The following is a 24,947-nucleotide window of genomic DNA, read 5'->3' as shown; positions in this document are numbered from 1 at the left end:
GCAAGGCTCACATAAGGAAGGGCTGACCGACGCGCTCATCGGGATGCCGCTCTCGCGCCCGGCGCGGGGGAGGAGCGGCGGCGTCAGTCGAGGGCGCCGGCGGCGGAACCGGCGCCGGCCGGCAGCGGCGCCGCGAGCGGGGAGTCGTCGAGCGCCTCCACCGCGGGGGCCGGCACGAGCATCCCGCGCAGCCAGTCGGAGAGGCGACCGGCGAGGGCGTCGTCGAGCAGGCCGATGGAGTGCGCCTCCGAGTCGATGAGCTCGCGGGTCGCGGGGGTTCCGGCCGCGGCGAGGGCGCCGATGAACGCCGTCGCCTGCTGCACGGGGATGAGCTGCTCGCGCATGCCGTGCACCACGAGGAACGGCGGGGCGTCCTCGCCCACGAGCATCTGCGGCGAGGCGGCGGCGGCCCGCTCGCAGTCGCGCGCGGCGCAGTCGAGGTAGTCGAGCATCGACTGCTCGAAGGTCGGGCTGGTGGCCGAGCCCACCGTGAGGTCGAACGGGGAGGACAGCGTGATCACGGCGTCGAGCGGGTCCGCGCCGGCGCGCCCCTCGCCCGCCGCGGCCTCGAGGGCGACGAGCGCCGAGAGGTTGCCGCCGGCGCTGCCGCCGAGCAGCGCGGTGCGCTCGGGGTCGATGCCGTAGGCCTCGGCGGCGTCGCTCTGCGCCCAGGCCACGGCGGCGGCGACGTCGTCGGCCCCGGCGGGGAAGGGGTGCTCGGGCGCGAGCCGGTAGTTGACCGAGACCCCCACGAAGCCCTCGCCGGCGAGCCACGAGCAGATCGTGCGCCAGTGCGGGTGCGCCTTGTCGCCGCGCGCCCAGCTGCCGCCGTGCACCGCCAGCACGGCGGGGCGCGGCTCGGTGGCGCCCTCCGCGCGGCAGACGTCGACGGGCATGCCGGCGCCGGGCACCATCGCGGTGGGCACGTCCTCCGACACGAGCACGTCGGCAGGAGCCGAGAGGGTGAAGGTGGCGCTCTCGGAGGAGGCCGCGGCGATGGTCTGGTCGCGTCGATCCTCGGCCGAGGGGGAGCAGGCGGCGAGCATCCCGCCGCTCAGCACGACGACGGCCGTCGCGGCGAGGGCGGCGCGGGCGACGGAGCGGCGGGCAGGGGTGGAACGGGGCACGGTGCCGATAAGCGTAGGCGGAGACGAGCGGGCCGCCGACCACCCCGAGCGGGGGTCGGCGCGGTCGGGCTGTCGCTTCCGGGGCCCGTCGGGTACCCTGGAGAGTCGGCTAGAGACGACTGCGGAGGGATCCGCGCTTCATTGTGTGCGTCTCGAGGGCCGAATTCCCCGCCGTCTGGCGGCGAGAATCCATCATCAGGATGTGACGGCCCCGGTCGACGACTGCCCGGGATAGCGACGCTCTGCGCGTCGACGGTACTTCTTGCACCACCCGTAAAGGCTTCACCATGCCCCATAACGACAAGGGCCGCCCCGTGCGCGGCCGCACCCCCGCCCGCTCCGCCGCGCCCACCGGCTCGCGCAGCCCCAAGCACCGCGGGCACCGCCCCGAGGAGGCCGGCGCCCCCGAGAAGAAGGCCCGCTGGTCGCGCGACGAGCGCGTCGAGCGCGGCCACGCCGCCGACCGCGGCCGCGGCGAGGCGCCCGCCCGCTTCGATCGCGACGAGCGCGATGACCGTCGCGGCGGTCGCGACGAGCGCCCGCAGCGCTCCGCCGATCGGGATGCCCGTCCCGCCCGCGGCGACGCCCGCCCCTACGCCGCCCGATCCGGCGCCGCCGGCCGCGGTGCCGGCGCCCGCTCGGGCCGCCCGCCCCGCGACGTGAGCGTGGAGCGCACCGGCACCGGCCGCACCGCCCACCGCCCCGAGTGGCGCCCGCGCACCGACGACCGCCCGGCCCGCGGCTACGACCGCGCCGCCGAGCGCGCGCCGCGCTCCTTCGACCGCGACGATCGGGCTCCTCGTGCGTTCGATCGCACCGACCGCGCTCCTCGGTCGTTCGATCGCAACGACCGCGCTCCCCGTCGTGACGACCGCAGCGAGCGTCCCGCCCGGTCGTTCGACCGCGATGAGCGCGCGCCCCGGTCCTTCGACCGCACCGACCGCGCTCCCCGTCGTGACGACCGCAACGAGCGCCCCGCCCGGTCGTTCGATCGCGATGACCGTGCCCCGCGCTCGTTCGACCGCGCCGAGCGCCCCGCCCGGTCCTTCGACCGCGAGGACCGCGCGCCGCGTCGCGACTCCGACTTCTACCCGACGCGCGCCGCGGCCTCCTCGCCGCAGGACGACGTCGTGCTCGAGCGCCTCGAGGCCGACGCCGTGCAGGCGACCGACGTCGAGGGCGTGAGCTTCGGCGACCTCGGCCTCGGCGGCAACATCGTGCGCACCCTCGCTGAGCTCGGCGCGAGCTCGCCGTTCCCGATCCAGGCGGCGACGATCCCCGACGTGCTCGCCGGCAAGGACGTCCTCGGCCGAGGCCGCACCGGCTCCGGCAAGACGATCGCCTTCGGCGCCCCGCTCGTCGAGCGGCTCATGGAGAACGGCGGCGGCAAGAAGCGCGAGATGGGCCGCAAGCCCCGCGCGCTCATCCTCGCCCCGACCCGCGAGCTCGCCCTGCAGATCGACGGCACCATCCAGCCGATCGCCCGCAGCGTCGGCCTCTTCACGACGCAGATCTACGGCGGCGTGCCCCAGGGCCGCCAGGTGGGCGCGCTGCAGCGCGGCGTCGACATCATCATCGGCACCCCCGGCCGCATCGAGGACCTCATCGAGCAGGGTCGCCTCGACCTCAGCGCGATCGAGATCGTCGTGCTCGACGAGGCCGACCACATGTGCGAGCTCGGGTTCCTCGAGCCGGTGCAGCGCATCATCCGCGAGACCCGCCGCGGCGGGCAGCGCCTGCTGTTCTCGGCGACCCTCGACTCGGGCGTCGCGAACCTCGTCACCGAGTTCCTGCGCGACCCGGCCGTCTACGAGGTCGCCGGCGAGGATCAGGAGTCCTCGACGATCGACCACCGCATCCTGCTCGTCGAGCAGCGCGACAAGCGCGCCATCATCGAGCAGCTCGCGGGCGGCGCCGGCAAGACCCTCGTCTTCGCCCGCACCCGCGCCTTCGCCGAGGAGCTCGCGGAGCAGCTCGACGACGCCGGCATCGCGGCGACGAGCCTGCACGGCGACCTCAACCAGCGCAACCGCCAGCGCAACCTCGACAAGCTCACGAGCGGTCGGGCGAGCGTGCTCGTCGCCACCGACGTGGCCGCGCGGGGCATCCACGTCGACGACATCTCGCTCGTCGTGCAGGCCGACGCGCCCGACGAGTACAAGACGTACCTGCACCGCTCGGGCCGCACTGGCCGCGCCGGCAAGGTCGGCACGGTGGTCACCCTGATCACCAAGCCGCGCCGCCGCCGCTTCGAGGAGCTGCTGGCGCGCGCCGAGATCACCGCGCAGACCGACGAGGTGCGCGTCGGCGACGCGCTGCTCGACGAGCTCGCGGCGCTCTAGCACCGAGCACTCCCGACGGCCCGGGCCTCCTCACGGAGGTGCCGGGCCGTCGTCGTCCTCGCACCGTTCACCCGGGTGCGCGAGTGAGCACCCCCGTCGTTCACCCGCCCGTGTGACGATCGAGTCATCTCCCGCCACCGCACCGGCCGACCGCCGGCGAGCAGGCGGTGCGTCGGCGTGCGCGCCGGTTCGGGATGCCCTGCGCGAGTGAGCGTGTGAACAACGCGTTACCACTCATCTGCGCACTAGGTGCATCCACGGTTCTGTCTTAGGGTCGGCAGTGTCCCCCGATCGGGGGACGCCTCCCTGTCCGCTCCTCATTCCTAGGAGAACTGCGACCTCATGACACCAACCACCTTCGCCGGGCGCCGCAGCGCTCCGGCGCGCGCGGCGGCCTTCGGCACCGCCGTCTGCGTGGGCCTCGGCCTCACGACGCTCACCGCCGCTCCGGCCTTCGCGGCCGATCCGACGCCGATCTCGGCCGTGCAGGGCACCGGCGCCGCAACGCCGCTGACCGGCCAGACCGTCACCGTCGAGGGCGTGGTCACCGCTGACCACCGCACCGGCGGCTACAGCGGCGTGTACATCCAGTCGCTCACCCCCGACGCCGACGCCGCGACCTCCGAGGCGCTGTTCGTCTTCCTCGGCTCGCGCGCGGCCTCGACCTCCGTCACCGTCGGCGACCGCATCCAGGTCACCGGCGTCGCGGGCGAGTTCAACGGGCTCACGCAGATCAGCGCGAGCGCGGCGGCCGCCGTCGTCACCGTGCTCGAGTCGGGCGTCGCCCTTCCCGCGCCGGCCGCGCTGCCCGCCGACGCCTCGGTGCGCGAGGCGCACGAGAGCATGCTCGTCGCCCCGCAGGGCGATTGGCTCGTCGCCTCGAGCCACCAGCTCTTCAGCTTCGGCACCCTCTGGCTGAACCCGGGCGAGCTCGACGTCAAGAGCACCGAGCTCGTCGACGCGGCCGATCCGCAGAACGCCGCGATCACCGCGCAGAACCGCGCGGAGCGCCTGCTGCTCGATGACGGCTTCAACATCCGCGCCGACAACACCTCGTACCCGGGCGATCAGCCGTACTTCACCACCGAGAACGTCGTACGCAACGGCGACGCCGTCGGCTTCCCCGAGCAGGGCATGGTGCTCGGCTGGGGCTTCAACGACTGGCGCCTGCAGCCGCAGCTGCCCACGTCGAGCACGCAGAACTCCACGGGGGTCACCTTCGAGACGCGCAACCCGCGCCCGACGGCCGTTCCTGACGTGGGCGGTGACATTCGGGTCGCCGCGTACAACGTGCTCAACTACTTCACCACCCTCACGAGCCAGAACAGCCAGGCCCGCGGCGCCGCGACGGCCGAGCAGCTGGCCATCCAGGAGTCGAAGATCGTCGAGGCGATCAACGCCCTTGATGCCGATGTGGTCGCCCTTCAGGAGATCGAGAACTCGGTCAAGCTCGGCGAGCCCACCGATGAGGCCCTCCAGAGCCTCGTGGCGGCGCTCAACGCCGACGCGGGCCCGGGCACGTGGGACTACGTCCGCACCCCGGCGCCGCTCGTCGATGCTGCGATCGTCGACTTCATCTCGAACGCGATCATCTTCAAGCCCGCGTCGGTCGACACGGTCGGCGAGAGCTTCACGCAGATCGACGAGACGGTCTGGGGCAACGCGCGCGAGCCGATCGCCCAGACCTTCGAGGCCGACGGTCTGGAGTTCACCGTCGTCGCCAACCACTTCAAGTCGAAGGGCAGCGGCGTCGACGCCGGCGACGGTCAGGGCGCATCCAACGCCGACCGCGTGGAGCAGGCCGATGCGCTGAAGCGCTTCGTCGAGGAGATCCCGGGCGAGGCCGGTGAGAACGTGCTGCTGATGGGCGACTTCAACGCCTACAGCGAGGAGGACCCGATCCAGGTCTTCACCGCCGCGTCGTGGAGCGACCTCGTCGCCGACCGCACCGACGGCGAGTACACCTACACCTTCGACGGCGAGCTGGGCTCGCTGGACCACGCCCTCGCGAGCCCCGGCATCGACGAATTCGTGACCGGTGTCGGTGTGTGGACGATCAACTCGCCCGAGTGGAGCGACCGCCAGTACGCCTTCGGCGCGACCGAGGCGGGCACCGTCTTCCGCTCGAGCGACCACGACCCCGTGGTCGTCGGCCTCGCGACCACGCCTGAGCCCGTGGAGATCGACATCGTGACGATCAACGACTTCCACGGCCGGCTCGAGGCATCCGGGCCGTCCGCCGGCGCGGCGGTCCTGGGCGGTCTCGTCGACCAGGTTCGAGCCGAGAACCCGAACACGGTCTTCGTCTCGGGCGGCGACAGCATCGGCGCATCGACGTTCACGTCGTTCATCCAGGACGACACCCCGACGCTTGAGGCGCTCAACGAGATCGGTCTCGACGCGAGCTCGTTCGGCAACCACGAGTTCGACCGCGGGCGTTCCGATGTGGACGATCGCATCCTGCCGACCGCCGACTTCCCGTACCTCGGTGCGAACGTCTACGAGCGCGCCACGGGCGAGCCCGCGTACGACGAGTACTGGATCGCGGAGCTCGATGGCGTCTCTGTCGGGTTCATCGGTGCCGTCACCGAGAGCACGCCGAGCCTGGTCAACCCTGCGGGGGTGGCATCGCTCGAGTTCGGTGACGTCACCGAGGCGACCCAGCGCGTTGCGGCTCAGCTGAAGGACGGCGACGTCAGCAACGGCGAGGCCGACGTGCTGGTCCTCCTCGTGCACGAGGGCGCGGAGAGCTCGCAGATCAGCGCGACCACGAGCGACACGATCTTCGGCGACATCGTGAACGGCGTTATCGGCACGGTCGACGCGGTCGCCTCGGCGCACACCCAGATCCAGTACAACCACCCTGTTCCGATCCCCGGCACCGACCGATTCATGCCGGTGCTGCAGGCGGGCCAGTACGGAGAGGCCTACGGCAAGTTCGATCTGACCGTGGACCCGGCGACGGGCGAGCTGCTCGAGATCACCTCGGCGGTCGCCCCGCTCGTCGGTTCGGCGCAGCCCGATCCCGCGGTGGCCCAGATCGTCGCCGACGCGGTGGCCTTCGCCGACGTGGCGGGGAACGAGAGCCTCGGCTCGATCGAGGCGGACATCCGACGCGCCGTCACCACGACGGGTGCGGAGAATCGTGGAGGTGAGTCGGCGCTCGGCAACCTCGTGGCTGACGCCCAGCTCGCGGCCACGACCGACCTCGAGACCGATCTGGCGATCATGAACCCGGGTGGGATGCGCGCCGACCTGCTCTTCGCGAGCTCGCGGGCGGAGGACCCTGACGGCAACGTCACCTTCCGCGAGGCGGCCAACGTGCAGCCCTTCGCGAACACGCTCGTCACGCTCGAGCTCACCGGCGCGCAGCTGCGGCAGACGCTCGAGCAGCAGTGGCAGCCGGCGGGTTCGTCGCGGCCGTTCCTCAAACTCGGTCTGTCGACAGGGTTCGACTACGTCTACGACCCGGCGGCACCCGTCGGTGCTCGAGTCGTCTCGATGACGCTCGATGGCGCATCGGTGACGGACGACCAGATCGTCCGCGTCGTCACGAATTCGTTCCTCGCTGCGGGTGGAGACAACTTCTCCACTCTCGCGCAGGGGGCCAGCCGCGCCGACTCGGGTCGCATCGATCTGCAGGCGTTCGTCGACTACATCGCGGCGAACTCGCCGGTCGAGCTCGACCCGGCGCAGCGGTCGGTCGGCGTCAGCCTCACGGCTCCCGACGCCGACGGCTACAGCGCCGGTGACACGGTCACCGCGACTCTCAGCTCGCTGCTCTTCAGCAACGCGGGCGACCGCGATGCCGAGGTGGTCGTGAGCCTCGGCGGCGTCGAGGTCGGCCGGGCCGTCATCGACCCGACGATCGTGAACGGCACCGACGAGCAGGGCCGCGCGACGGTCGTGTTCACGGTTCCCGAGGGCCTCTTCGGCGCTCAGGAACTCGTCGTCACCGTGCCCGACAACGGCACGGAGGCGGTGCAGAGCATCACGCTCGGCGACGAGGTCGTCGAGCTCGAGCAGATCGAGGTCGTCAAGCAGCCGAAGATCCAGGGCGGCCCCGTGGTCGGCCAGACGCTGCGCACGGACGGCGGGAGATACTCGGTCGACGCCGAGCTCGCCTACCAGTGGCTGCGCGACGGCGAGCCGATCGACGGCGCCACCGCCTCGAGCTACCGGGTGACGGCGGCCGACGCCGGATCCGCGATCTCGGTGCAGGTCACCGCGAGCGCCGAGGGCTACGAGTCCGTCACGACGGAGAGCGCGGAGCGCGACGTCAAGGGCGGCCCCGGCAAGAGCAAGGGCAAGCCGGGCAAGCCGGGCAAGCCGTAATCGCGGCACGGGTCGCGCGCCGCTGAGCGCGCGCCCGCGCAGACCGACCGGCGGGGCGGAGGGGAGACCCTCCGCCCCGCTGGGCTTTCGCCGGGCATCCGGAGCCCCGCAGCGGCCCGCCGAGCAGTACTGTCCAGCCATGACCTTCCGCGACGACGCCGATATCTCCTCCAGCCGGCTGCGCCGCCGCGGCCGCGGCCGCACCACCGCGATCGCGGGCGGCGGCGGCATCGTCGGCCTCATCGCGGTGTTCCTCATCGCGCAGTTCACGGGCGTCGACGTCAGCGGCCTCCTCGGCGGCGGCGCGGCCCCCGGTCCGCAGGACGAGGGCACCTCGCTCGAGGAGTGCGCCACGGGCGTCGACGCGAACGCGAGCGTCGACTGCCGCATCGCGGGCGCCGTCGTCTCGCTCGACGACTTCTGGGCCGAATCCGCCGGCGCCATCGGCGTCGAGTACCGCGCGCCCGAGGCCTACCTCTTCGAGGGCGCCGTCAGCACCGGCTGCGGCGACGCGACGAGCGCCGTCGGCCCCTTCTACTGCCCCGCGGACGAGGGCGTCTACCTCGACACCGGCTTCTACGACGACCTGCGCACGCGGTTCGGCGCCGAGGGCGGCCCGCTCGCCGAGATGTACGTCGTGGCGCACGAGTGGGGCCACCACATGCAGCAGCTGACGGGCGTGCTCGCCTCGGCCGAGCGCGGGGAGTCGGGCCCGCAGTCCGACGCCGTGCGCGTCGAGCTGCAGGCCGACTGCTGGGGCGGGGCATGGGCGGCCGCGGCCTCCTCCACGGACGACTCCGAGGGGCAGCCGCTGCTCGAGCTGATCACCGACGAGCAGGTCGCGCAGGCGCTCGACGCCGCCGCCTCCATCGGCGACGACCGCATCCAGGAGCAGACGAGCGGGCAGGTGAGCCCCGAGAGCTGGACCCACGGCTCCAGCGAGCAGCGGCAGGCGTGGTTCCGCGCGGGCTTCGAGGGCGGCGTGACGGCGTGCGACACGTTCGCCGCCGAGACCGTCTGAGTTGGGAATAGTCGAGCGGGGCATCCCGTTCTCGATGGATGCCCGCGCGCGGTCGCTCGGAACGATGCCCGTCATCGCGCCTCCCCCCGTACGCTGGGAGCGGCCGCCCGCGGCAGCCCCCGCACCCCGACTCCCCTCCGGCACGACCCCGCCCCACGATCCCCTCGAGGAGACCGACATGGCCCGCATCCACTCCGACATCACCGAGGTGTTCGGCAACACGCCCCTCGTGCGCCTCAACAAGGTCACCGACGGCGCCGGCGCCACGGTGCTCGCGAAGCTCGAGTTCTACAACCCCTCGGCCAGCGTCAAGGACCGCCTCGGCGTCGCCATCATCGACGCCGCCGTCGCCAGCGGGGCGCTGAAGCCCGGCGGCACGATCGTCGAGGGCACGAGCGGCAACACGGGCATCGCACTCGCCATGATCGGCGCGGCGCGCGGCTTCAACGTCGTGCTGACGATGCCCGAGACCATGAGCGAGGAGCGCAAGATGCTGCTCAAGGCGTACGGCGCGACGCTCGTGCTCACGCCGGGCGGCGAGGGCATGAAGGGCGCCGTCGGCAAGGCCGAGCAGATCGTCGCCGAGACCCCGGGCGCCGTGCTCGCCAAGCAGTTCGAGAACGAGGCGAACGCCGAGATCCACCGCCGCACCACCGGCCCCGAGGTCTGGAACGACACCGACGGCGCCGTCGACGTCTTCGTCTCGGGCATCGGCACGGGCGGCACCCTCACCGGCACCGGCCAGTACCTCAAGCAGCGGAAGCCCGGCGTGATCGTCGTCGGCGTCGAGCCGGAGGAGAGCCCCATCCTCAACGGCGGCGCCCCCGGCCCGCACAAGATCGCCGGCATCGGCGCCAACTTCGTCCCCGGCGTGCTCGACCGCGAGATCTACGACGAGATCATCGACGTCAACATCGGCCAGTCGGTCGCGATGGCGCGCCGCATGGCCGCAGAGGAGGGCATCCTCGCCGGCATCTCGTCCGGCGCGACCGTGCACGCCGCCGTCGAGCTCGCGAAGCGCCCCGAGATGGCCGGCAAGACGATCGTCGTGATCGTGGCCAGCTACGGCGAGCGCTACCTCTCGAGCGTGCTGTACGAAGACCTGCGCTCGTAGGTGTCCGTCCGCGACGACATCCGCACGGCGCGCCTGCGCGACCCGGCCGCCCGGTCGGGGCTCGAGGTCTTCCTCACCTCGTCGGGGCTGCACGCGATCTGGTGGCACCGCATCGCGCACCGGCTGTGGAACGCCGGCGCGAAGCTGCTCGCGCGCCTGATCTCGCAGTGGTCGAAGTTCCTCACCGGCATCGAGATCCACCCCGGGGCGACGATCGGCAAGCGCTTCTTCATCGACCACGGCACCGGCGTCGTCATCGGCGAGACGGCCGAGATCGGCGACGACGTCATGCTGTACCACGGCGTGACGCTCGGCGGCCGCTCGCTCGAGAAGGGCAAGCGGCACCCGACCGTCGAGGACGGCGTGCTGATCGGCGCCGGGGCGACGGTGCTCGGCCCCATCACGATCGGAGCGCGCTCGCAGATCGGCGCCCTCGCCCTGGTGGTGCGGGATGTGCCCGCCGACTCCGTCGCGACGGGCATCCCCGCCGTCAACCGCCCGTTGCGCCCCGAGGCGGCACCCGGGGCCGACGGGTTCTGGATCGACCCCGCCATCCACATCTGACGCAGCCGCGCCGCCCTCCCCCGACGGGGTCCCCGGGTCGGGCGCGGTCGGCCGTCGCGGCTAGCCTGGAACCATGACCGCGACGGCCGCCCCCACCCCCCAGCAGGTGCTCGAGCAGGTCTTCGGCTACCCGGCCTTCCGCGGCGAGCAGCAGCAGATCATCGACCACGTGGTCGGCGGCGGCGACGCCCTCGTGCTCATGCCCACGGGCGGCGGCAAGAGCCTCTGCTATCAGATCCCGGCCCTCGTGCGCCGGGGCGTCGGCGTCGTCATCTCGCCGCTCATCGCCCTGATGAAGGATCAGGTGGATGCCCTCGACGCCGTCGGCGTGCGCGCGGTGTTCCTCAACTCCACGCAGGGGCCCGACGAGCGGCGCGAGGTCGAGCGGGCGCTGCTCGCCGGCGAGGTCGACATGCTCTACATGGCGCCCGAGCGCGTGACGGTGCCCTCGACGGCCGACCTCCTCGACCGGCTCGACGTCGCCCTCTTCGCGATCGACGAGGCGCACTGCGTCTCGCAGTGGGGCCACGACTTCCGCCCCGACTACCTCGCACTGTCGATGCTGCACGAGCGCTGGCCGACGGTGCCGCGCATCGCCCTGACCGCCACGGCGACGGCGGCGACGGCGCGCGAGATCGAGCAGCGCCTGCAGCTGGGCGAGGCGCGGCGCTTCACGGCCTCGTTCGACCGGCCGAACATCCAGTACCGCATCGAGCCGAAGAACCAGCCCGTGCAGCAGCTGCTGCAGCTCATCCGCACCGAGCACCCCGGCGACGCCGGCATCGTCTACTGCCTGTCGCGCGCGAGCGTCGAGAAGACCGCGCAGCAGCTCGCCGACCACGGCATCGCCGCCCTGCCGTACCACGCGGGTCTCGACGCCCGGGTGCGCGCGAACCACCAGTCGCGCTTCCTGCGCGAGGAGGGCATCGTCATGGTCGCGACGATCGCCTTCGGCATGGGCATCGACAAGCCCGACGTGCGCTTCGTCGCCCACCTCGACCTGCCGAAGAGCGTCGAGGGCTACTACCAAGAGACGGGGCGTGCCGGCCGCGACGGCCTGCCCTCGACCGCCTGGCTCGCCTACGGCCTGCAAGACGTGGTGCAGCAGCGCCAGATGATCGACCGCAGCGAGGGCGACGGCGCCCACAAGCGGCGCATGAGCCAGCTGCTGGATGCGATGCTCGCGCTCTGCGAGACGGTCGAGTGCCGGCGCGTGCAGCTGCTGGCGTACTTCGGCCAGCAGTCCGAGCGCTGCGGCAACTGCGACACGTGCCTCGCGCCGCCCGAGTCGTGGGACGGCACGATCCCCGCGCAGAAGCTGCTCTCGACGGTCGTCCGGCTCGAGCGGGAGCGCCGCCAGCGCTACGGCGCCGGCCAGATCATCGACATCCTGCTCGGCAAGCGCACGCCGCGCGTCGAGCAGCTCGGCCACGCCGATCTCGCCACCTTCGGCATCGGCAGCGACCTGAGCGACCAGGACTGGCGCGGCGTCGTGCGGCAGCTGCTCGCCCAGGGCCTGCTCGCCGTCCACGGCGACGGCTACGGCACCCTCGTCATCACCGAGGCGAGCGCCGAGGTGCTCGGGGGTCAGCGCGAGGTGCGCCTGCGCCGCGAGGTCGCGCGCCCCACCCGGTCGTCGAAGCGGTCGGCCCCGAGCGACCTGCCGGCGGATGCCGCTCCGCTGTTCGAGCGCCTGCGGGCGTGGCGCGCCGCCACCGCCCGGGCCCTCGGCGCGCCGGCGTACATCGTCTTCGGCGACGCCACCCTGCGCGGGGTCGCCCTCACCACCCCGTCCACGCTCGACGAGCTCGGCCAGATCAGCGGGGTGGGCGCGCGCAAGCTGGAGCAGTTCGGCGAGTCGGTGCTCGCCGTCGTCCGCGGCGAGGACCCGCCGATCGCCGAGCCGGCCGAGCCGGGCGACGACACCGCACCCGCGCGGTCGAGCGCGACCGCCTCGAGCGGCGCGAGCCGGGCATCCGGCGCCCGATCGTCGGGGCGCACCGCCTCGCGCGCGCCGTCCCGATCGCGAGCCGCCGGCGCCGCACCCGCCTTCGCGGAGGCGCCGCCGTTCGATGATGTGCCGCCGGACACGGTGCCGTACGACGACGCCCCGCCGTACGACGAGTTCGACGCGCCCCCGCCCGACGACCGGTACTGAGCTGCGGGTCGGGGCCAGGGCGCGCCGGCGGTAAACTGGCCCACTGCGCGCGAACCGGCGCGCATGGACCGAGACGGGGATCAGCGGCATGAGCGCGATGACCAGCACCGTCGCCGAGCACGCCGCCCGCCGCCGCACCGTCGCCGTCATCTCGCACCCCGACGCGGGCAAGTCGACCCTCACCGAGGCGCTGCTGCTGCACGCCCGGGCGATCACCGAGGCCGGGGCCGTGCACGGCAAGCGCGGCCGCCAGGGCACCGTGTCCGACTGGATGTCGATGGAGAAGGAGCGCGGCATCTCGATCAGCAGCGCCGCCATCCAGTTCGCCTACGGCGACACGATCATCAACCTCGTCGACACCCCCGGTCACTCCGACTTCTCGGAGGACACCTACCGCGTGCTCTCCGCGGTGGATGCCGCCATCATGCTCGTCGACGCCGCCAAGGGTCTCGAGACGCAGACGATGAAGCTGTTCGAGGTCTGCCGTCGGCGGGGCATCCCGATCATCACGATGATCAACAAGTGGGATCGCCCCGGCCGCGCCGCCCTCGACCTCATGGACGAGATCCGGGACCGCACGGGCATGCTGCCGACGCCGCTGACGTGGCCGGTGGGCGACCCGGGGCACTTCGAGGGCCTGCTCGACGTTCCGAGCGGCAGGATGCTGCGCTTCACCCGCTCGGACGGCGGCGCCCGCGTGGCCGAGTGGCAGACGCTCGAGCCGGCGGAGGCGGAGGCCTCGAGCGGCGCCGCCTGGGTCAGTGCGCGGGATGAGGCCGAGCTGCTCGGCCTCGACGGCTACCGCCACGACCCCGAGACCTTCCAGCTCGGCATCACGACCCCGGTGATCTTCGGCGCCGCTGTGCACAACATCGGCGTGCACTCGCTGCTCGAGATCCTCGCCGACGAGGCGCCCGCGGCGATGCCGCGCGTCGACGTCGACGGCGAGGCCCGCCCGGTCGACGCCGAGTTCTCGGCCTACGTCTTCAAGGTGCAGTCGGGGCTCGACACCGCGCACCGCGACCGCATCGCCTTCATCCGCGTCTGCTCGGGCCGCTTCGAGCGGGGCATGACGGTGACGCACGCGCGCACCGGCCGCCCCTTCGCCACGAAGTACGCGCACCAGCTCTTCGGCCAGGACCGCGAGGTCGTCGACGAGGCGTTCCCGGGCGACATCGTCGGCCTCGTCAACGCCACGATGCTGCGCCCCGGCGACACGCTGCACTCCGGGCCCGGCGTGCAGTTCCCCGCCCTGCCGGTCTTCACGCCCGAGCACTTCCGGCTCGTGCGCGCGGTCGACGTCTCGAAGCACAAGCAGTTCCGCTCCGGCCTCGAGTCGCTCGACCAGGAGGGCGTGGTGCAGGTGCTGCGCTCGACCCGCCGCGGCGACCAGAGCCCCGTGCTCGGCGCGGTCGGCCCGCTGCAGTTCGAGGTCTTCGCCGACCGCATGCAGCACGACTTCAACGCGCCGGTGCGGTTCGAGCCGCTGCCCTACGAGGCCGTGATGCGCACCGACGAGGCCTCGGCCGAGGCCCTCGACCGCCAGCGCGAGTGCGAGGTCGTGCGCCGCGCCGACGGCGTGCTGCTCGCCCTGCTCAGCACCCCGTGGCGCGCCAAGATGATCGCCCGCACCGACCCCGACCTCACGCTCGAGCCGCTCGACGACGGCGCCGCGGCGCTGGTGTGACCCCTCCCGCGCGAGCTCGAGCGCACCGCGCAGGCCTCCCTGTGAATCCACCGGCGTCGCGCGCGGCCGGCCTCCCGCCCGGATTCCCGGCCCTCCTGCGGCTTCCGTCATCCAGTGCGGCGAGGGTTAACGTGCTCGTAATGCACGACCGGTTGACGGCCGCTCCACCCCGCCCCTATAGTCCTGCATGCGGGTGATCTGAGTGCGACTCTCAATTTCCCGCACCGGGTGTCCGACCCCCTGAACGGATGCCCGCCCGGCACCTGACCGGAATGCACGGCCCCGCGACCACCCCGTTGCATCGCATCACCGCACCGAATCACCATCGCACTGAAGCATCACCGCACCACCGCATCACCGCACCGAGCGCCACCACCCCGGCGCCGACGCGCTCCACCCACCCGACGCTCCACCCCACCCGAACAGCCTCACCCGAACAGCCTCACCCGACTCGCGATTCTGCGAGCACCGTCGCCCTTCTCCCACCCCCGGCGCCGGCTCTCGCGAAGGAGACCTCCCCTGCCTGGGAGGACGGTCTCCCCCTTCGTGCTCCGCACGCCCCCCCACGCACCTGACCCGTTGACGACGCCGGGCAGATCGTTCTCCTCGCCCCCGCGCGGCAGAGGAGCGGCCATCCGCGCACCCTCGCTGGTGGTCGCAGCGTCGATCTGCCCGACGTCGTGGTCGCTGACCCGATTGACAGCACCCCTCATGACCCTCTCCCTCTCTTCGCCCGCAGCGCCCGGAACCCGTCCCGAGCACCCGTCCGCCGCTCCGGCCCCGCGCGGCCGCGCGGTGATGATCGTCCCCACGTACAACGAGATCGACAACCTGGAGCCGCTGCTCGAGGCGCTGTTCTCGCTCCCCATCCAGGCCGGCACCGGCTGGCAGTTCGACGTGCTCGTGCGCGACGACTCCTCCCCCGACGGCACCGGCGAGCTCGCCGAGCGCCTCGCCGCCGGTCGTTTCGCCGGCCGCGTCATCGTCTCCCACGGGCAGAAGTCCGGGCTCGGCAACGCGATGAAGCGCGCCTTCGACGAGGCCGTCGAGCGCGGCTACGACGTCATCATGACGATGGACGCCGACTTCTCGCACGCGCCGGCCGACGTGCCGAAGCTGCTGCAGGCGATCAACGACGGCGCCGACATCGCCATCGGCTCGCGGTACGTCGACGGCGGGCTCATCCCCGGCAACTGGCCTCTCGGGTACATCATCCGCACGCGGGTCGCCGGGGCCGTCGCCCGGATGCTCGGCGGGGTCGACCCGGCCCTCAAGGAGCTCACCACCAACTTCCGCGCGGTTCGCCGTGAGGTGCTCGAGAGGATCCCCTACGAAGGCGTGCAGGCCAAGGGCTACGGCTTCATGATCTTCCTCGCCAACGCCTTCGTGACCGGGTCGTGGAAGGTCACCGAGGTGCCCATCAGCTTCCACACCCGCGCCTCGGGCGACTCGAAGGCGAGCCTCAGCGACATCGTCGAGTTCTTCCGCATCGCGTACCGGCTCAACGACGACTCGCCGTTCAAGCAGCTCGCTCGGTTCATCACAGTGGGCCTGCTGGGCACCGTGGTGAACCTCGGCATGCTCTGGTTCCTGCGTCGCTTCTTCCCCGATGACAGCGTCGTCGTGCTCCTCTCGGCGATCGCCATCCAGGCGAGCATCGTGTGGAACTTCACCTTCCACACGCGCTTCACCTTCAAGAAGTTCCGCCGCTCGCACGGGCGGCGCATCCCCGTGCGCTCCCTGCTGAAGGCCTTCGGCCAATACGAGCTCACGACCGCGCTCACCCAGACCGTGATCTTCACCTGCTTCGTCGTGCTGTCGAACCTCGGAGTGTTCTACCTCCTCGCCCAGCTGCTCGGCATCGGTGCCGCGTTCGTCGTGAACTACTACGTCTCGAGCACGTACATCTGGGTGCGGAGAGCCGCTCGTGCTGCCTAGCATCCTCGCGGTGCTGGTCACGGTCAGCGCCCTCATCCTGCTCGCGCAGAGCATCGTCAGCATCCGCCAGACGCTCTACATCTGGGAGCACCCCGACCGGCTCCGCCGGGGCGGGCGGCCGGAGACCTTCGAGCCGCCCTTCCACGGCTTCACCGTGCTGCTGCCGGCGCGCCACGAGCACGAGGTCATCGGCGAGACCCTGCGCCGCCTCGGCGAGGCGGACTACCCGAGCGAGCTCGTCGAGCTCATGGTCATCTGCACCTCCGACGACGTCGAGACCATCGAAGCGGCGGAGCGCGCCAAGCGCGAGCACGGCATCGACAACGCGACGATCCTGGTGTTCGAGAACCCTCCGGGCAAGTCGCGGGCCATGAACCTCGGGCTCGCGGCGGCGAAGCACGAGCTCATCACGATCTTCGACTCGGAGGACGACGTCAGCCGCGACATCTTCTCCATCGTCAACACCATCTACCTGCGTCGCGACGTCGACGTGCTGCAGTGCGGCGTGCAGCTCATGGACTTCGGCAGCCACTGGTTCGCCGCGCACAACGTGCTCGAGTACTTCTTCTGGTTCAAGTCGCGCATGCACTACTTCGCGAAGGCCGGGGCCGTGCCCCTCGGCGGCAACACCGTGTTCTTCAAGGCAGCCGACCTGGCCGCGGTCGGCGGCTGGGACGAGGAGGGTCTCACGGAGGACGCCGACCTCGGGATCCGACTCAGCATCGCCGGCAAGACCTTCGACGTGATGTACGACGCCGAGCACGTCACGCGCGAGGAGGTTCCCCACGACACGAAGGCGTTCATCAAGCAGCGCACTCGCTGGAACCAGGGATTCCTCCAGATCCTCCGCAAGAAGGAGTGGCTGCAGCTGCCCACGCTCCTGCACCGCGTCCTGATCGGTTACGTGCTCACTGCCCCGTCCTACATGGCGATCGTCATCGCCTCCGCGCCGATCATGATCCTCATCGGCGCGACGACCAAACTCCCCGTCGTGGTGAGCATGCTGTCGTTCATCCCTCTACTGCTCGCGGTCGTCATGCTGCTGATCAGTCTGGTCGGGCTCTACGAGTTCGGCCGCGATCAGCGCGTGCCCGTGAAGTGGTACCACTACCTGGCCCTGGTGATCACGTTCCTGCCCTACCAGGGCCTCTTGATGGTGAGCGCGGTTCGCGCGCTGCTCCGGGAGATCCGGGGGAGCCGCGGATGGGAGAAGACCGCGCACGCCGGACGGCACCGGCTGGGCACCCAGGACGCCCAGCCGGTGTCGGCATCCCCGCTCGATCCCATCCCCCAGGCCGCCTGATGACGGCGACCCTGGACCGGCCCGCAGCCCGGCACGCCGCGTCACCCGCACCGCTCCCCGCGCCATCGCCCCGCCGCCGACGCGTCCTCGACCGGCGCGGGCTCGAGATCCTGCTCGTGCTCGGGCTCATCGCCTTCAGCGCCTCGCTGCACGCGACCAACATGTTCGGCTACCCGTACTACGAGAACGATGAGGGCACCTACCTCTCCCGTGGCTGGGCGTTCATCACGAGCGGCCAGCTCGACGTGTACACCTACCGCTACGACCACGCACCGGTCGGATGGATGACGATCGGCGCCTGGCTGGGCCTCACCGGCGGCGATGCGATCTTCGGCTCGCTCCTGCAGTCCGGCCGGGTGCTCATGCTCGTCGTGCACGTCATCGCGACTGCGCTCGTGTACTACGTCGCCAAGCGCATGGGCAACGGCAGCGTTGCCGCCGGCATCATCGCCGTGGTGATCTTCGCGGCGTCCCCCCTGGGGTTGTACTTCCAGCGCCGCGTGCTGCTCGACAACCTCATGGCGCTGTGGCTGCTCGTCGCGATCGCGCTGCTGCTTCGGCGGCAGCTCACCCTCACGGCCGTGATCACGAGCGGGCTGTTCTTCGGCATCGCGGTGCTGACGAAGCTCAACGCCGCGTTCTTCGGCATCGGCTTCCTCGTGCTGCTCTGGGCGCGCGCCGCGCCCCATCAGCGCAAGCACGCCCTCGCCATGTGGCTCGCCTTCGCCGGCGGCGTCGTGCTCATGTTCGTCGTCTACGCGTTGCTGAACGAAGAGCTCCTCCCGGCTCCGCTCGGTGCCGACGGCGAGCCGCTGCGGGTCAGTCTGATCGACACCATGCTCGTCCAGGCGGGTCGCGGAGACTTCGGACTGCCGTGGCAGCAGGACAGCAGCTTCTTCCAGGCCCTGCAGGCCTGGCTCATCAAGGATCCGGTCACGCCGATCCTCGGCGCCGCCGGCGCCGTCGCACTGCTCGCGCTCGCGGTCGTGCTGCGCCGGCGCTCGCTCTACCCGCTCGCGATGCTCCTGATGATGGTCGGCTACGTCGGTTTCCTCACGCGCGGCAAGATCGTGCTCGACCTGTACGTCGCCCCCCTCGTGCCCTTCTTCGCGATCGCCGTGGGCGTTGCCGTCGGATGGATGCTCACGGTGGTGCCGTGGCGCATGGTGCGCGCGTCGCTGGGCGTCCTGCTCTCGACGGCGCTCATCGTCGGGTTCTCCCTCGCGGTGCCGCCGAAGGCGGCGATCGCCGACGAGACGAGCAATCAGCTGCTCGCGGTCGACTGGGTGGCCGAGAACGTCGACCCGAGCGCGATCGTCGTGGTCGACAACTTCGCGTACCCCGCGCTCGCGCAGGAGCGCGGCTTCGAGAACGCGCAGTACTTCTTCACCTCCGAGTACGACCCGGAGCTGCGCGAGGTCTACGCCGATGATTGGCGGAACATCGACTACCTCGTGGTCACGCACGAGCTCATCCGCCAGATGTTCCAGGGCACGATCCCCGTCCTGCGCGAGGCGTTCGAGCATTCGGTGCCGGTGGCGAGCTTCACCGAGGGCACGACGAGCTTCAACGACCTCGACGCCCTCATCTCGACGAACGGCGACTGGGCGCAGGTCTACGAGGTCAAGGACCGCAACGACGTCGTGCTGCAGGACTCGTGGGCGTCGTTCCTCGACGGATTCGTCCGCGACTACGGACGCGTCACGGACGGCGACGGCATCACGACGTCCATGGATCAGGCCCTCGCGATGGATGCCGCGCTCGAGCAGGACGACGAGCAGTGGTTCCGCGGCCTGTGGCAGTGGACGAACGACCACCTGCGGTACCGGTCCACCGACGGTCTCATCTCCTGGAGGTGGCAGACCGGCGCGGACGGCGAGGGACGGCTGCTCGAGAGCGACACGGTCTGCGGAGCGGATCAGCGGATGATCGCCTCGCTCGCGAGGGCGGGCGACACCTGGCCCGCGGCGGGCGACCTCGTCCTCGAGGCCCGGGGCATGGCCGCCGACTTCTGGGAGCGCTGCGTCGTCGAGCAGGACGGCCTCGCGCTCGTCGATTCGTCCGCCGACGGCTCGATCGACGACAACCTGCTCAACCCCTCGTACTTCGATCCGGTGCTGTACCGCGAGCTCGCGGTTTCCATGCCGCAGTACGACTGGCAGCGGCTCATCGACGACGGCTACGTCTTCCTCGACCGGCTGGTCGAGGAGCGCGGCACCATCCCCGACTGGGTGGTGCTCACCGCCGACGGCGAGCTCGAGACGGCGGAGCCGCTCATCGGTGACGGCGCCGACGCGCTCGGCTCGGACACGCTGCGCATGGTGCCCTCGCTCCTGCTCGATGCGGAGGCGGGCGACGCCTCCGCGACCGCCCTGCTGCAGGCGGTCGCTCCGCAGATCGTGGCGTACGACGAGCAGGCGGGCAGCTTCGCATCGGGCTCGACGGTCGCGATGCTCGCGCAGCTCGGGGTCATCGACGCCGACCCGCAGGCGCTCTACGAGGCGAGGGTCTTCGCGCGGTACGACGCCGACGACGGCTCCTGGCGCGCCCCGACGTCACTGACCGACCACGTCACCGGCTGGAACTGGCACCGCTTCCAGACCCTCATCCCGGCATCCGCCGCTCTCGAACTGGAGTGATCATGACCACCACCGAACCCCGCACCGCGCCCGTCGGGGCCCCCGCACTCCGGCCCGCGGCCGAGCGCAGCGGCCTCGTCGGCATGATCGCCCGCCGCGCGACCCTCGTGCGCTACCTCGTGATCGGCGGCGGGGCCGTCGTGCTCGACGTCGGCCTGTTCCTGCTCGCCGACCGGGTCTTCGGCTGGCACCCCCTCCTCAGCAACACCTTCTCCACCGGTGTCGCCATGGTCGCGAGCTTCCTCGCGAACTCGTTCGGTAACTTCCGCGTCACCGACCGGCTGTGGCTGCGCTTCCTCTCCTTCGCCGCCGTCACGGGCGCGGGATGGCTCCTCAGCACGGCGATCATCTGGATCGCCGTGGACGTCGCGGGTCTCGACCCCGTCGTCGCCAAGATCCTCACGCTGCTGCCCGTCGTGGCGCTGCAGTACTCCCTCAACAAGAAGATCACCTTCGCCCCCTCCACGGGAAGGAACTCCTCATGACCGACACGCTCTCCCCGGGTCCGGTTGACCATGCAGCATCCGACGCCCCCGCCCGCATCGCCGTCATCGGCGGCGGCTTCAGCGGCCTGACCGCGGCCTACGAGCTCTCCAAGCTCGGCCATCAGGTCGAGGTCTTCGAGGCCGCACCGCAGCTCGGCGGCCTCGTCGCGGGCTTCACGCTCGACGACGGCTTCCCGCTCGAGCAGGCGTACCACTTCCTCTACACCACCGACGAGTGGATGATCGGGATGGCCGAGGAGCTCGGCATCCGCGACAAGCTCGACTTCCACCCGAGCTCCATCCGCGCCTTCCACCAGGGCTCGGAGTACGGCTTCACCACGCCGATGGAGCTGCTGCGCTTCACCCCGCTCTCCTTCGTCGACCGCATCCGCACCGGCCTCACCGGCCTGCGGCTGCAGTTCCTGCGAAACTGGGAGCCGCTGACGAAGGTCACCGCCTACGAGTGGCTGTGCCGCGTCAACGGCAAGCGCGCCGCCGACATCGTCTGGAAGCCGCTGCTCAAGGGCAAGTTCGACATCTACTGGGACAAGGTCACGATGGCGTGGCTCTGGACGCGCATCCATGTGCGCCAGACCTCGAAGATCAAGGGCGAGGCCACCGAGCGCCTCGGCTACTTCGACGGCGGCTTCCGCATCATGGTCGACCGCTGGGTCGAGGAGCTCGAGCAGCGCGGCGTGGTGCTCCGCACGAGCACGAAGGTCTCGGCGATCGGCGAGCTCGACGGTAGGCCGACCGTGACGGTGAACGGCGTCACGAAGCAGTACGACCGGGTGCTCGGGGCGATCCCGAGCACGCCGTTCGCGCGGCTCGCGGCCGAGCATCCCGCCATGACCGACGCGTACACCGAGCAGTTGACGACCATCGACTACCTCGGCGCGAAGCTCATGGTCATCACGACCAGCGAGCCCATCACGAACACGTACTGGCACCAGATCCACGACCTGGATGCGCCGTTCCTGGTGTTCCTGAGCCTCGATTCGCTCATCGGCACCGAGCGCACCGGCGGCCGGTACATCTACTACATCGGCGACTACGTGCAGAACGACGATCCGCTGATGACGCTGCCCGACGATGAGCTGCGCGAGAAGTGGTACGCGGGTCTCGCGTCGCTGCTGCCCGCCTTCCGCCCGGAGCTCGTGCAGGAGTCGCACGTGTTCACGTTCCGCAACGCGCAGCACATCGTCGATGTGACCTTCGCCGACCGGATCCCGGCCATGGAGACGCCGCTGCCGGGCGTGTACCTTGCCAACTTCTCCCAGGTCTTCCCGGAGGACCGGGGCACCAACTACGCGGTACGCGACGGTCAGCGCGTCGCCGCGATCATGGCGGAGTCTCTTCGGGTGGACTCCTCCCGGCGGGCCGTCAGCCGTTGATCTGAACGGCGGCGAGCTCGTCGGCATAGGGGAGGGCGTACGCGCCCTCCCCTGTGGCATCCCAGTAGTGGTGCGCCTCGTAGCGGAAGTTGTCGGCGGGGTCCGTGATCCAGCCGTCGGGGTGCGTCTGCGTCCACCGGGACAGGCTCGACCAGTCGTATCCGGGCACGAGCACGAGCATCCCGTCGCCGGCGTCGCGCAGCGCCGTCAGCACCTCCTGCGAGACGCCCTCCCAGCGCAGCGCCTCGGCGGCGAGATCGTCCCCGAGGGAGTGCGGCTCGTTCATGAGACCGTACGCGACGACGGCGGGATGCCCGCCCCACCGCTCGCTGATGCGCAGCCACACGTCCGACAGCGCGGAGCCGGGCAGCTCGGGGGTACCGAGCCGCAGCTCTCCCCCCGAGGTGAGGTACCGCCCGAAGTTGTGCACATCGAGCACCACGTCGACGCCGTGCCTCTCGGCCGCGTCGAGCATCGCGTCGATGGTCGCGGCGTAGGACTCGTCGAGCGCACCGCCCAGCTGCGGTTGGAGGCGCTCCCACCGGAACGGCAGGCGCACGAAGTCGATCCCGCGGTCGGCCAGGTAGGCGAAGGACGCCTCCGGCTCGTCGAAGAAGTCGCGCCCGAGCACGCCGGGCGCGGCCGAGGAGAAGCCCTCCTCGGTGCTGAACTCGAGCCCCGCGAGGTTCACGCCGTGCCGCTGCTCGCTGCCCTGCTGCGCCTCGAGCAGCTCTGCCTGGGGCAGCGCGATGTCCAGCTGGTCGGAGTCGGGGCTCGCGCCGTAGGCGGTCAGAGCGTAGGAGTCGCCCCAGTGGCTGCCCGCCGCCCACAGGCTCGTCCACAGGCCCTCCTGCTCGGCGATGCGGTACCAGTAGTCGGCCAGCTGCTGCCACTCGGGGGTGGCGGCCCAGCCGAGCTCGCCGACGTACCCCTCGGCGTCGTTCGCCGCGAGCCATGCGGTCCAGGCGCGCAGCTCGTCGATGCGCCGCTGCTGCAGTGGGTCGAGCTCGATGCCCTCGAGGGCGTCGGTATCGGGCGTCGGGCTCGGTTCGGGGGTGGGCACGGGGGTCTCCTCGACGGGCGCGGCGGTCGGGGACGGGGCCGGTCGGCCGGCCGTGATGAGCGCGGCGGCCACCCCGGCGACAAGCACGGCCACGAGCGCGCCGGCGGTGATCGCGAGGGTGCGCCGGCGGCGGGCGGTGCGGGTGCGGTGGGATCGGGTGGTCACGAGGCGGGTCTCTCTCGACACGGGCGGGCGGGGTCGCGGCAGTCGGCGGCGCGAGGTCGGAGCGGTGCGGTGCTGCTGCGGCACGGGCGGCGGCGGAGGCGGGCACTCGGGGCGCAGCGGGTGGAGCGTCGGGTGGCCTCATCCTACGTCGATCCGCGCCGCGCGGGCCCGCAGCGCGGTGCATTCCCACCCGAGCATCGCTCTGCTGGCACCATGGGGCAGTGCTGACCCTCCTCGCCCGGGCCGTCCTCGGGCCGCTGCTGCGACTCGTGTTCCGCCCCCGCGTGGTCGGTCGTCGACGGATGCCCGCCCGCGGGCCCGTCGTCGTGGCGAGCAACCACCTCTCCTTCATCGACAGCGTCGTCATCACCCTGGTCGCCCGCCGGCCGGTGAGCTTCCTCGCCAAGGCCGACTACTTCACCGGCCGCGGCCTGAAGGGCGCGCTCAGCCGCGCCTTCTTCACCGGCGTCGGCGCCATCCCGGTGGAGCGCGGCGCGGGCCAGGCGGCGCAGGCCGCCCTCGACGCGGGGCGCGCGAAGCTCGACGACGGCCTCGCCTTCTCGATCTACCCGGAGGGCACGCGCTCGCGCGACGGCCGCCTCTACCGCGGCCGCACGGGCGTGGCCTGGCTCGCCCTCACCGCGGGCGCCCCGGTGGTGCCGGTCGCGCTGCGCGGCACCGACGAGCTGCTGCCCGTGGGCGCGAAGCGCCCGCGGTTCGCCCGCGTCACGGTCGAGTTCGGCGAGCCGATGGACGTCTCGGGCTTCGGCCCGGCCACCTCGGGCCGCGCGCGCCGCCAGGCGACCGACGCGATCATGGCCGAGATCGGGCGCATGTCGGGCCAGCCGCTCGCCGGGGTCTACAACGAGCCGCCCGCGCAGGGCGTCGTGGAGAAGGTCAAGCGGGTCTTCCGCTCGCCCGGGGCGCTCTAGGCCGAGGGCTCGCTCGGCTGCTCGCCCTGCGGCGGCGCGGCCTGCGCCTCCTGCGCGGCGATCTTCGCGCGCACCTCGTCCATGTCGAGCTCCTTGACGGCGGTGATGACCTGCTCGAGCGCGGGCGCCGGCAGGGCGCCGGGCTGCGCGAAGACGAGCACGCCGTCGCGGAACGCCATGAGCGTCGGGATGGAGCGGATGCTCGCCGCCGCGGCGATCGCCTGCTCGGCCTCGGTGTCGAGCTTGCCGAAGGTCACGTCGGGGTGCTGCTCGCTGGCCTTCTCGTAGACGGGGGCGAACATGCGGCAGGGGCCGCACCACTCCGCCCAGAAGTCGACGAGGGTGATGCCGGGGGCGGTCACGGTCTGCTCGAAGTCCGCGGTGGTCAGGTCGACGGTAGCCATGCGCTCCAGTCTCGCACAGGGCGTCGATACCCCGCGGGGTATGCCGCTCCGAGGGTGCGGTGACGGGATGCTCTGTGCCGGGTTCCACTAAGGCTGCGCCCAGCAACCTGCGGTCATCGACAAACCCGGCCCGGAGCATCCCGAACCGCTTCGTGGGTGCGGCACCACGAACGGCGCCGCGCGCAGCCCCGCGCCTACCGTGATGATGCGTCGACGACCGCGTGCTCCGCACCCGTCGACCCCCGCGGACCAGCACCGCAGCAGACCAGAACCCCG

General features: G+C 71.6%; 16 protein-coding genes. 13 read left to right on the top strand and 3 right to left on the bottom strand.

All coding sequences use genetic code 11. The features are described from left to right. Positions 1-83: 83 nt before the first annotated feature. Positions 84-1,127: an alpha/beta hydrolase gene (locus tag HGB54_RS11690; protein WP_168916565.1), complete on the bottom strand. Its 1,044-nt coding sequence runs from the start codon at positions 1,125-1,127 to the stop codon at positions 84-86. A gap of 287 nt (positions 1,128-1,414) precedes the next feature. Between HGB54_RS11690 and HGB54_RS11685 the strand changes: the two genes are divergently transcribed. The 12 genes from HGB54_RS11685 (at position 1,415) to HGB54_RS11630 (ending at position 22,107) form a co-directional block, all read left to right on the top strand. Beyond that, the gene (locus tag HGB54_RS11685) at positions 1,415-3,469 is read left to right on the top strand and encodes a DEAD/DEAH box helicase (RefSeq protein WP_168916564.1); all 2,055 of its coding nucleotides are present in this window, start codon (positions 1,415-1,417) and stop codon (positions 3,467-3,469) included. A gap of 342 nt (positions 3,470-3,811) precedes the next feature. After that, the gene (locus HGB54_RS11680; RefSeq protein ID WP_168916563.1) at positions 3,812-7,804 is read left to right on the top strand and encodes an ExeM/NucH family extracellular endonuclease; all 3,993 of its coding nucleotides are present in this window, start codon (positions 3,812-3,814) and stop codon (positions 7,802-7,804) included. A gap of 139 nt (positions 7,805-7,943) precedes the next feature. Next, positions 7,944-8,825: a KPN_02809 family neutral zinc metallopeptidase gene (gene ypfJ, locus HGB54_RS11675; RefSeq protein ID WP_168916562.1), complete on the top strand. Its 882-nt coding sequence runs from the start codon at positions 7,944-7,946 to the stop codon at positions 8,823-8,825. A gap of 178 nt (positions 8,826-9,003) precedes the next feature. Continuing rightward, positions 9,004-9,939 carry a cysteine synthase A gene (cysK, locus tag HGB54_RS11670; protein WP_168916980.1) on the top strand — a complete coding sequence of 312 codons (936 nt, stop codon included), beginning with the start codon at positions 9,004-9,006 and terminating at the stop codon, positions 9,937-9,939. Continuing rightward, the gene (epsC, locus tag HGB54_RS11665) at positions 9,940-10,503 is read left to right on the top strand and encodes a serine O-acetyltransferase EpsC (RefSeq protein WP_168916561.1); all 564 of its coding nucleotides are present in this window, start codon (positions 9,940-9,942) and stop codon (positions 10,501-10,503) included. It begins immediately after the preceding gene. 73 nt (positions 10,504-10,576) lie between these two features. Continuing rightward, on the top strand, positions 10,577-12,661 hold the full coding sequence (recQ, locus tag HGB54_RS11660) for a DNA helicase RecQ (RefSeq protein WP_168916560.1): 2,085 nt from the start codon (positions 10,577-10,579) through the stop codon (positions 12,659-12,661). Positions 12,662-12,749: 88 nt separating this feature from the next. Next, positions 12,750-14,348 carry a peptide chain release factor 3 gene (locus HGB54_RS11655; RefSeq protein WP_168916559.1) on the top strand — a complete coding sequence of 533 codons (1,599 nt, stop codon included), beginning with the start codon at positions 12,750-12,752 and terminating at the stop codon, positions 14,346-14,348. Positions 14,349-15,059: 711 nt separating this feature from the next. After that, positions 15,060-16,286, top strand: a complete 1,227-nt coding sequence (locus HGB54_RS11650) for a glycosyltransferase (protein ID WP_168916558.1) — start codon at positions 15,060-15,062, stop codon at positions 16,284-16,286. Continuing rightward, positions 16,276-17,589: a glycosyltransferase gene (locus HGB54_RS11645; protein WP_168916557.1), complete on the top strand. Its 1,314-nt coding sequence runs from the start codon at positions 16,276-16,278 to the stop codon at positions 17,587-17,589. The genes HGB54_RS11650 and HGB54_RS11645 overlap by 11 nt, the downstream gene beginning before the upstream one ends. After that, positions 17,589-20,228 carry a glycosyl hydrolase family 8 gene (locus HGB54_RS11640; RefSeq protein ID WP_168916556.1) on the top strand — a complete coding sequence of 880 codons (2,640 nt, stop codon included), beginning with the start codon at positions 17,589-17,591 and terminating at the stop codon, positions 20,226-20,228. The genes HGB54_RS11645 and HGB54_RS11640 overlap by 1 nt, the downstream gene beginning before the upstream one ends. A gap of 2 nt (positions 20,229-20,230) precedes the next feature. Next, a complete protein-coding gene (locus HGB54_RS11635; RefSeq protein WP_168916555.1) occupies positions 20,231-20,713 on the top strand; it encodes a GtrA family protein in 483 nt (160 codons plus the stop codon). Then, positions 20,710-22,107, top strand: a complete 1,398-nt coding sequence (locus HGB54_RS11630) for an NAD(P)/FAD-dependent oxidoreductase (protein WP_168916554.1) — start codon at positions 20,710-20,712, stop codon at positions 22,105-22,107. The genes HGB54_RS11635 and HGB54_RS11630 overlap by 4 nt, the downstream gene beginning before the upstream one ends. On the opposite strand, the gene HGB54_RS11625 is transcribed toward HGB54_RS11630, so the two are convergent. Beyond that, entirely contained in the window at positions 22,097-23,335 is a 1,239-nt protein-coding gene (locus tag HGB54_RS11625) for a glycoside hydrolase family 5 protein (protein ID WP_168916553.1), read from the bottom strand. The two genes, HGB54_RS11630 and HGB54_RS11625, sit on opposite strands and share 11 nt — an antisense overlap. Positions 23,336-23,556: 221 nt before the next feature. Between HGB54_RS11625 and HGB54_RS11620 the strand changes: the two genes are divergently transcribed. Further along, positions 23,557-24,267, top strand: coding sequence for a lysophospholipid acyltransferase family protein (locus HGB54_RS11620; protein WP_228545826.1), 711 nt, complete (start codon positions 23,557-23,559; stop codon positions 24,265-24,267). On the opposite strand, the gene trxA is transcribed toward HGB54_RS11620, so the two are convergent. Further along, on the bottom strand, positions 24,264-24,671 hold the full coding sequence (gene trxA, locus HGB54_RS11615; RefSeq protein ID WP_168916552.1) for a thioredoxin: 408 nt from the start codon (positions 24,669-24,671) through the stop codon (positions 24,264-24,266). The genes HGB54_RS11620 and trxA overlap by 4 nt on opposite strands. Positions 24,672-24,947: the final 276 nt, after the last annotated feature.

This window comes from Microcella flavibacter, from assembly GCF_012530535.1.
Taxonomy (GTDB): Bacteria; Actinomycetota; Actinomycetes; order Actinomycetales; family Microbacteriaceae; genus Microcella; species Microcella flavibacter.
The sequence above is the reverse complement of the archived record's forward strand: the minus strand, read 5'-3'. Positions and strand labels throughout refer to the sequence as shown.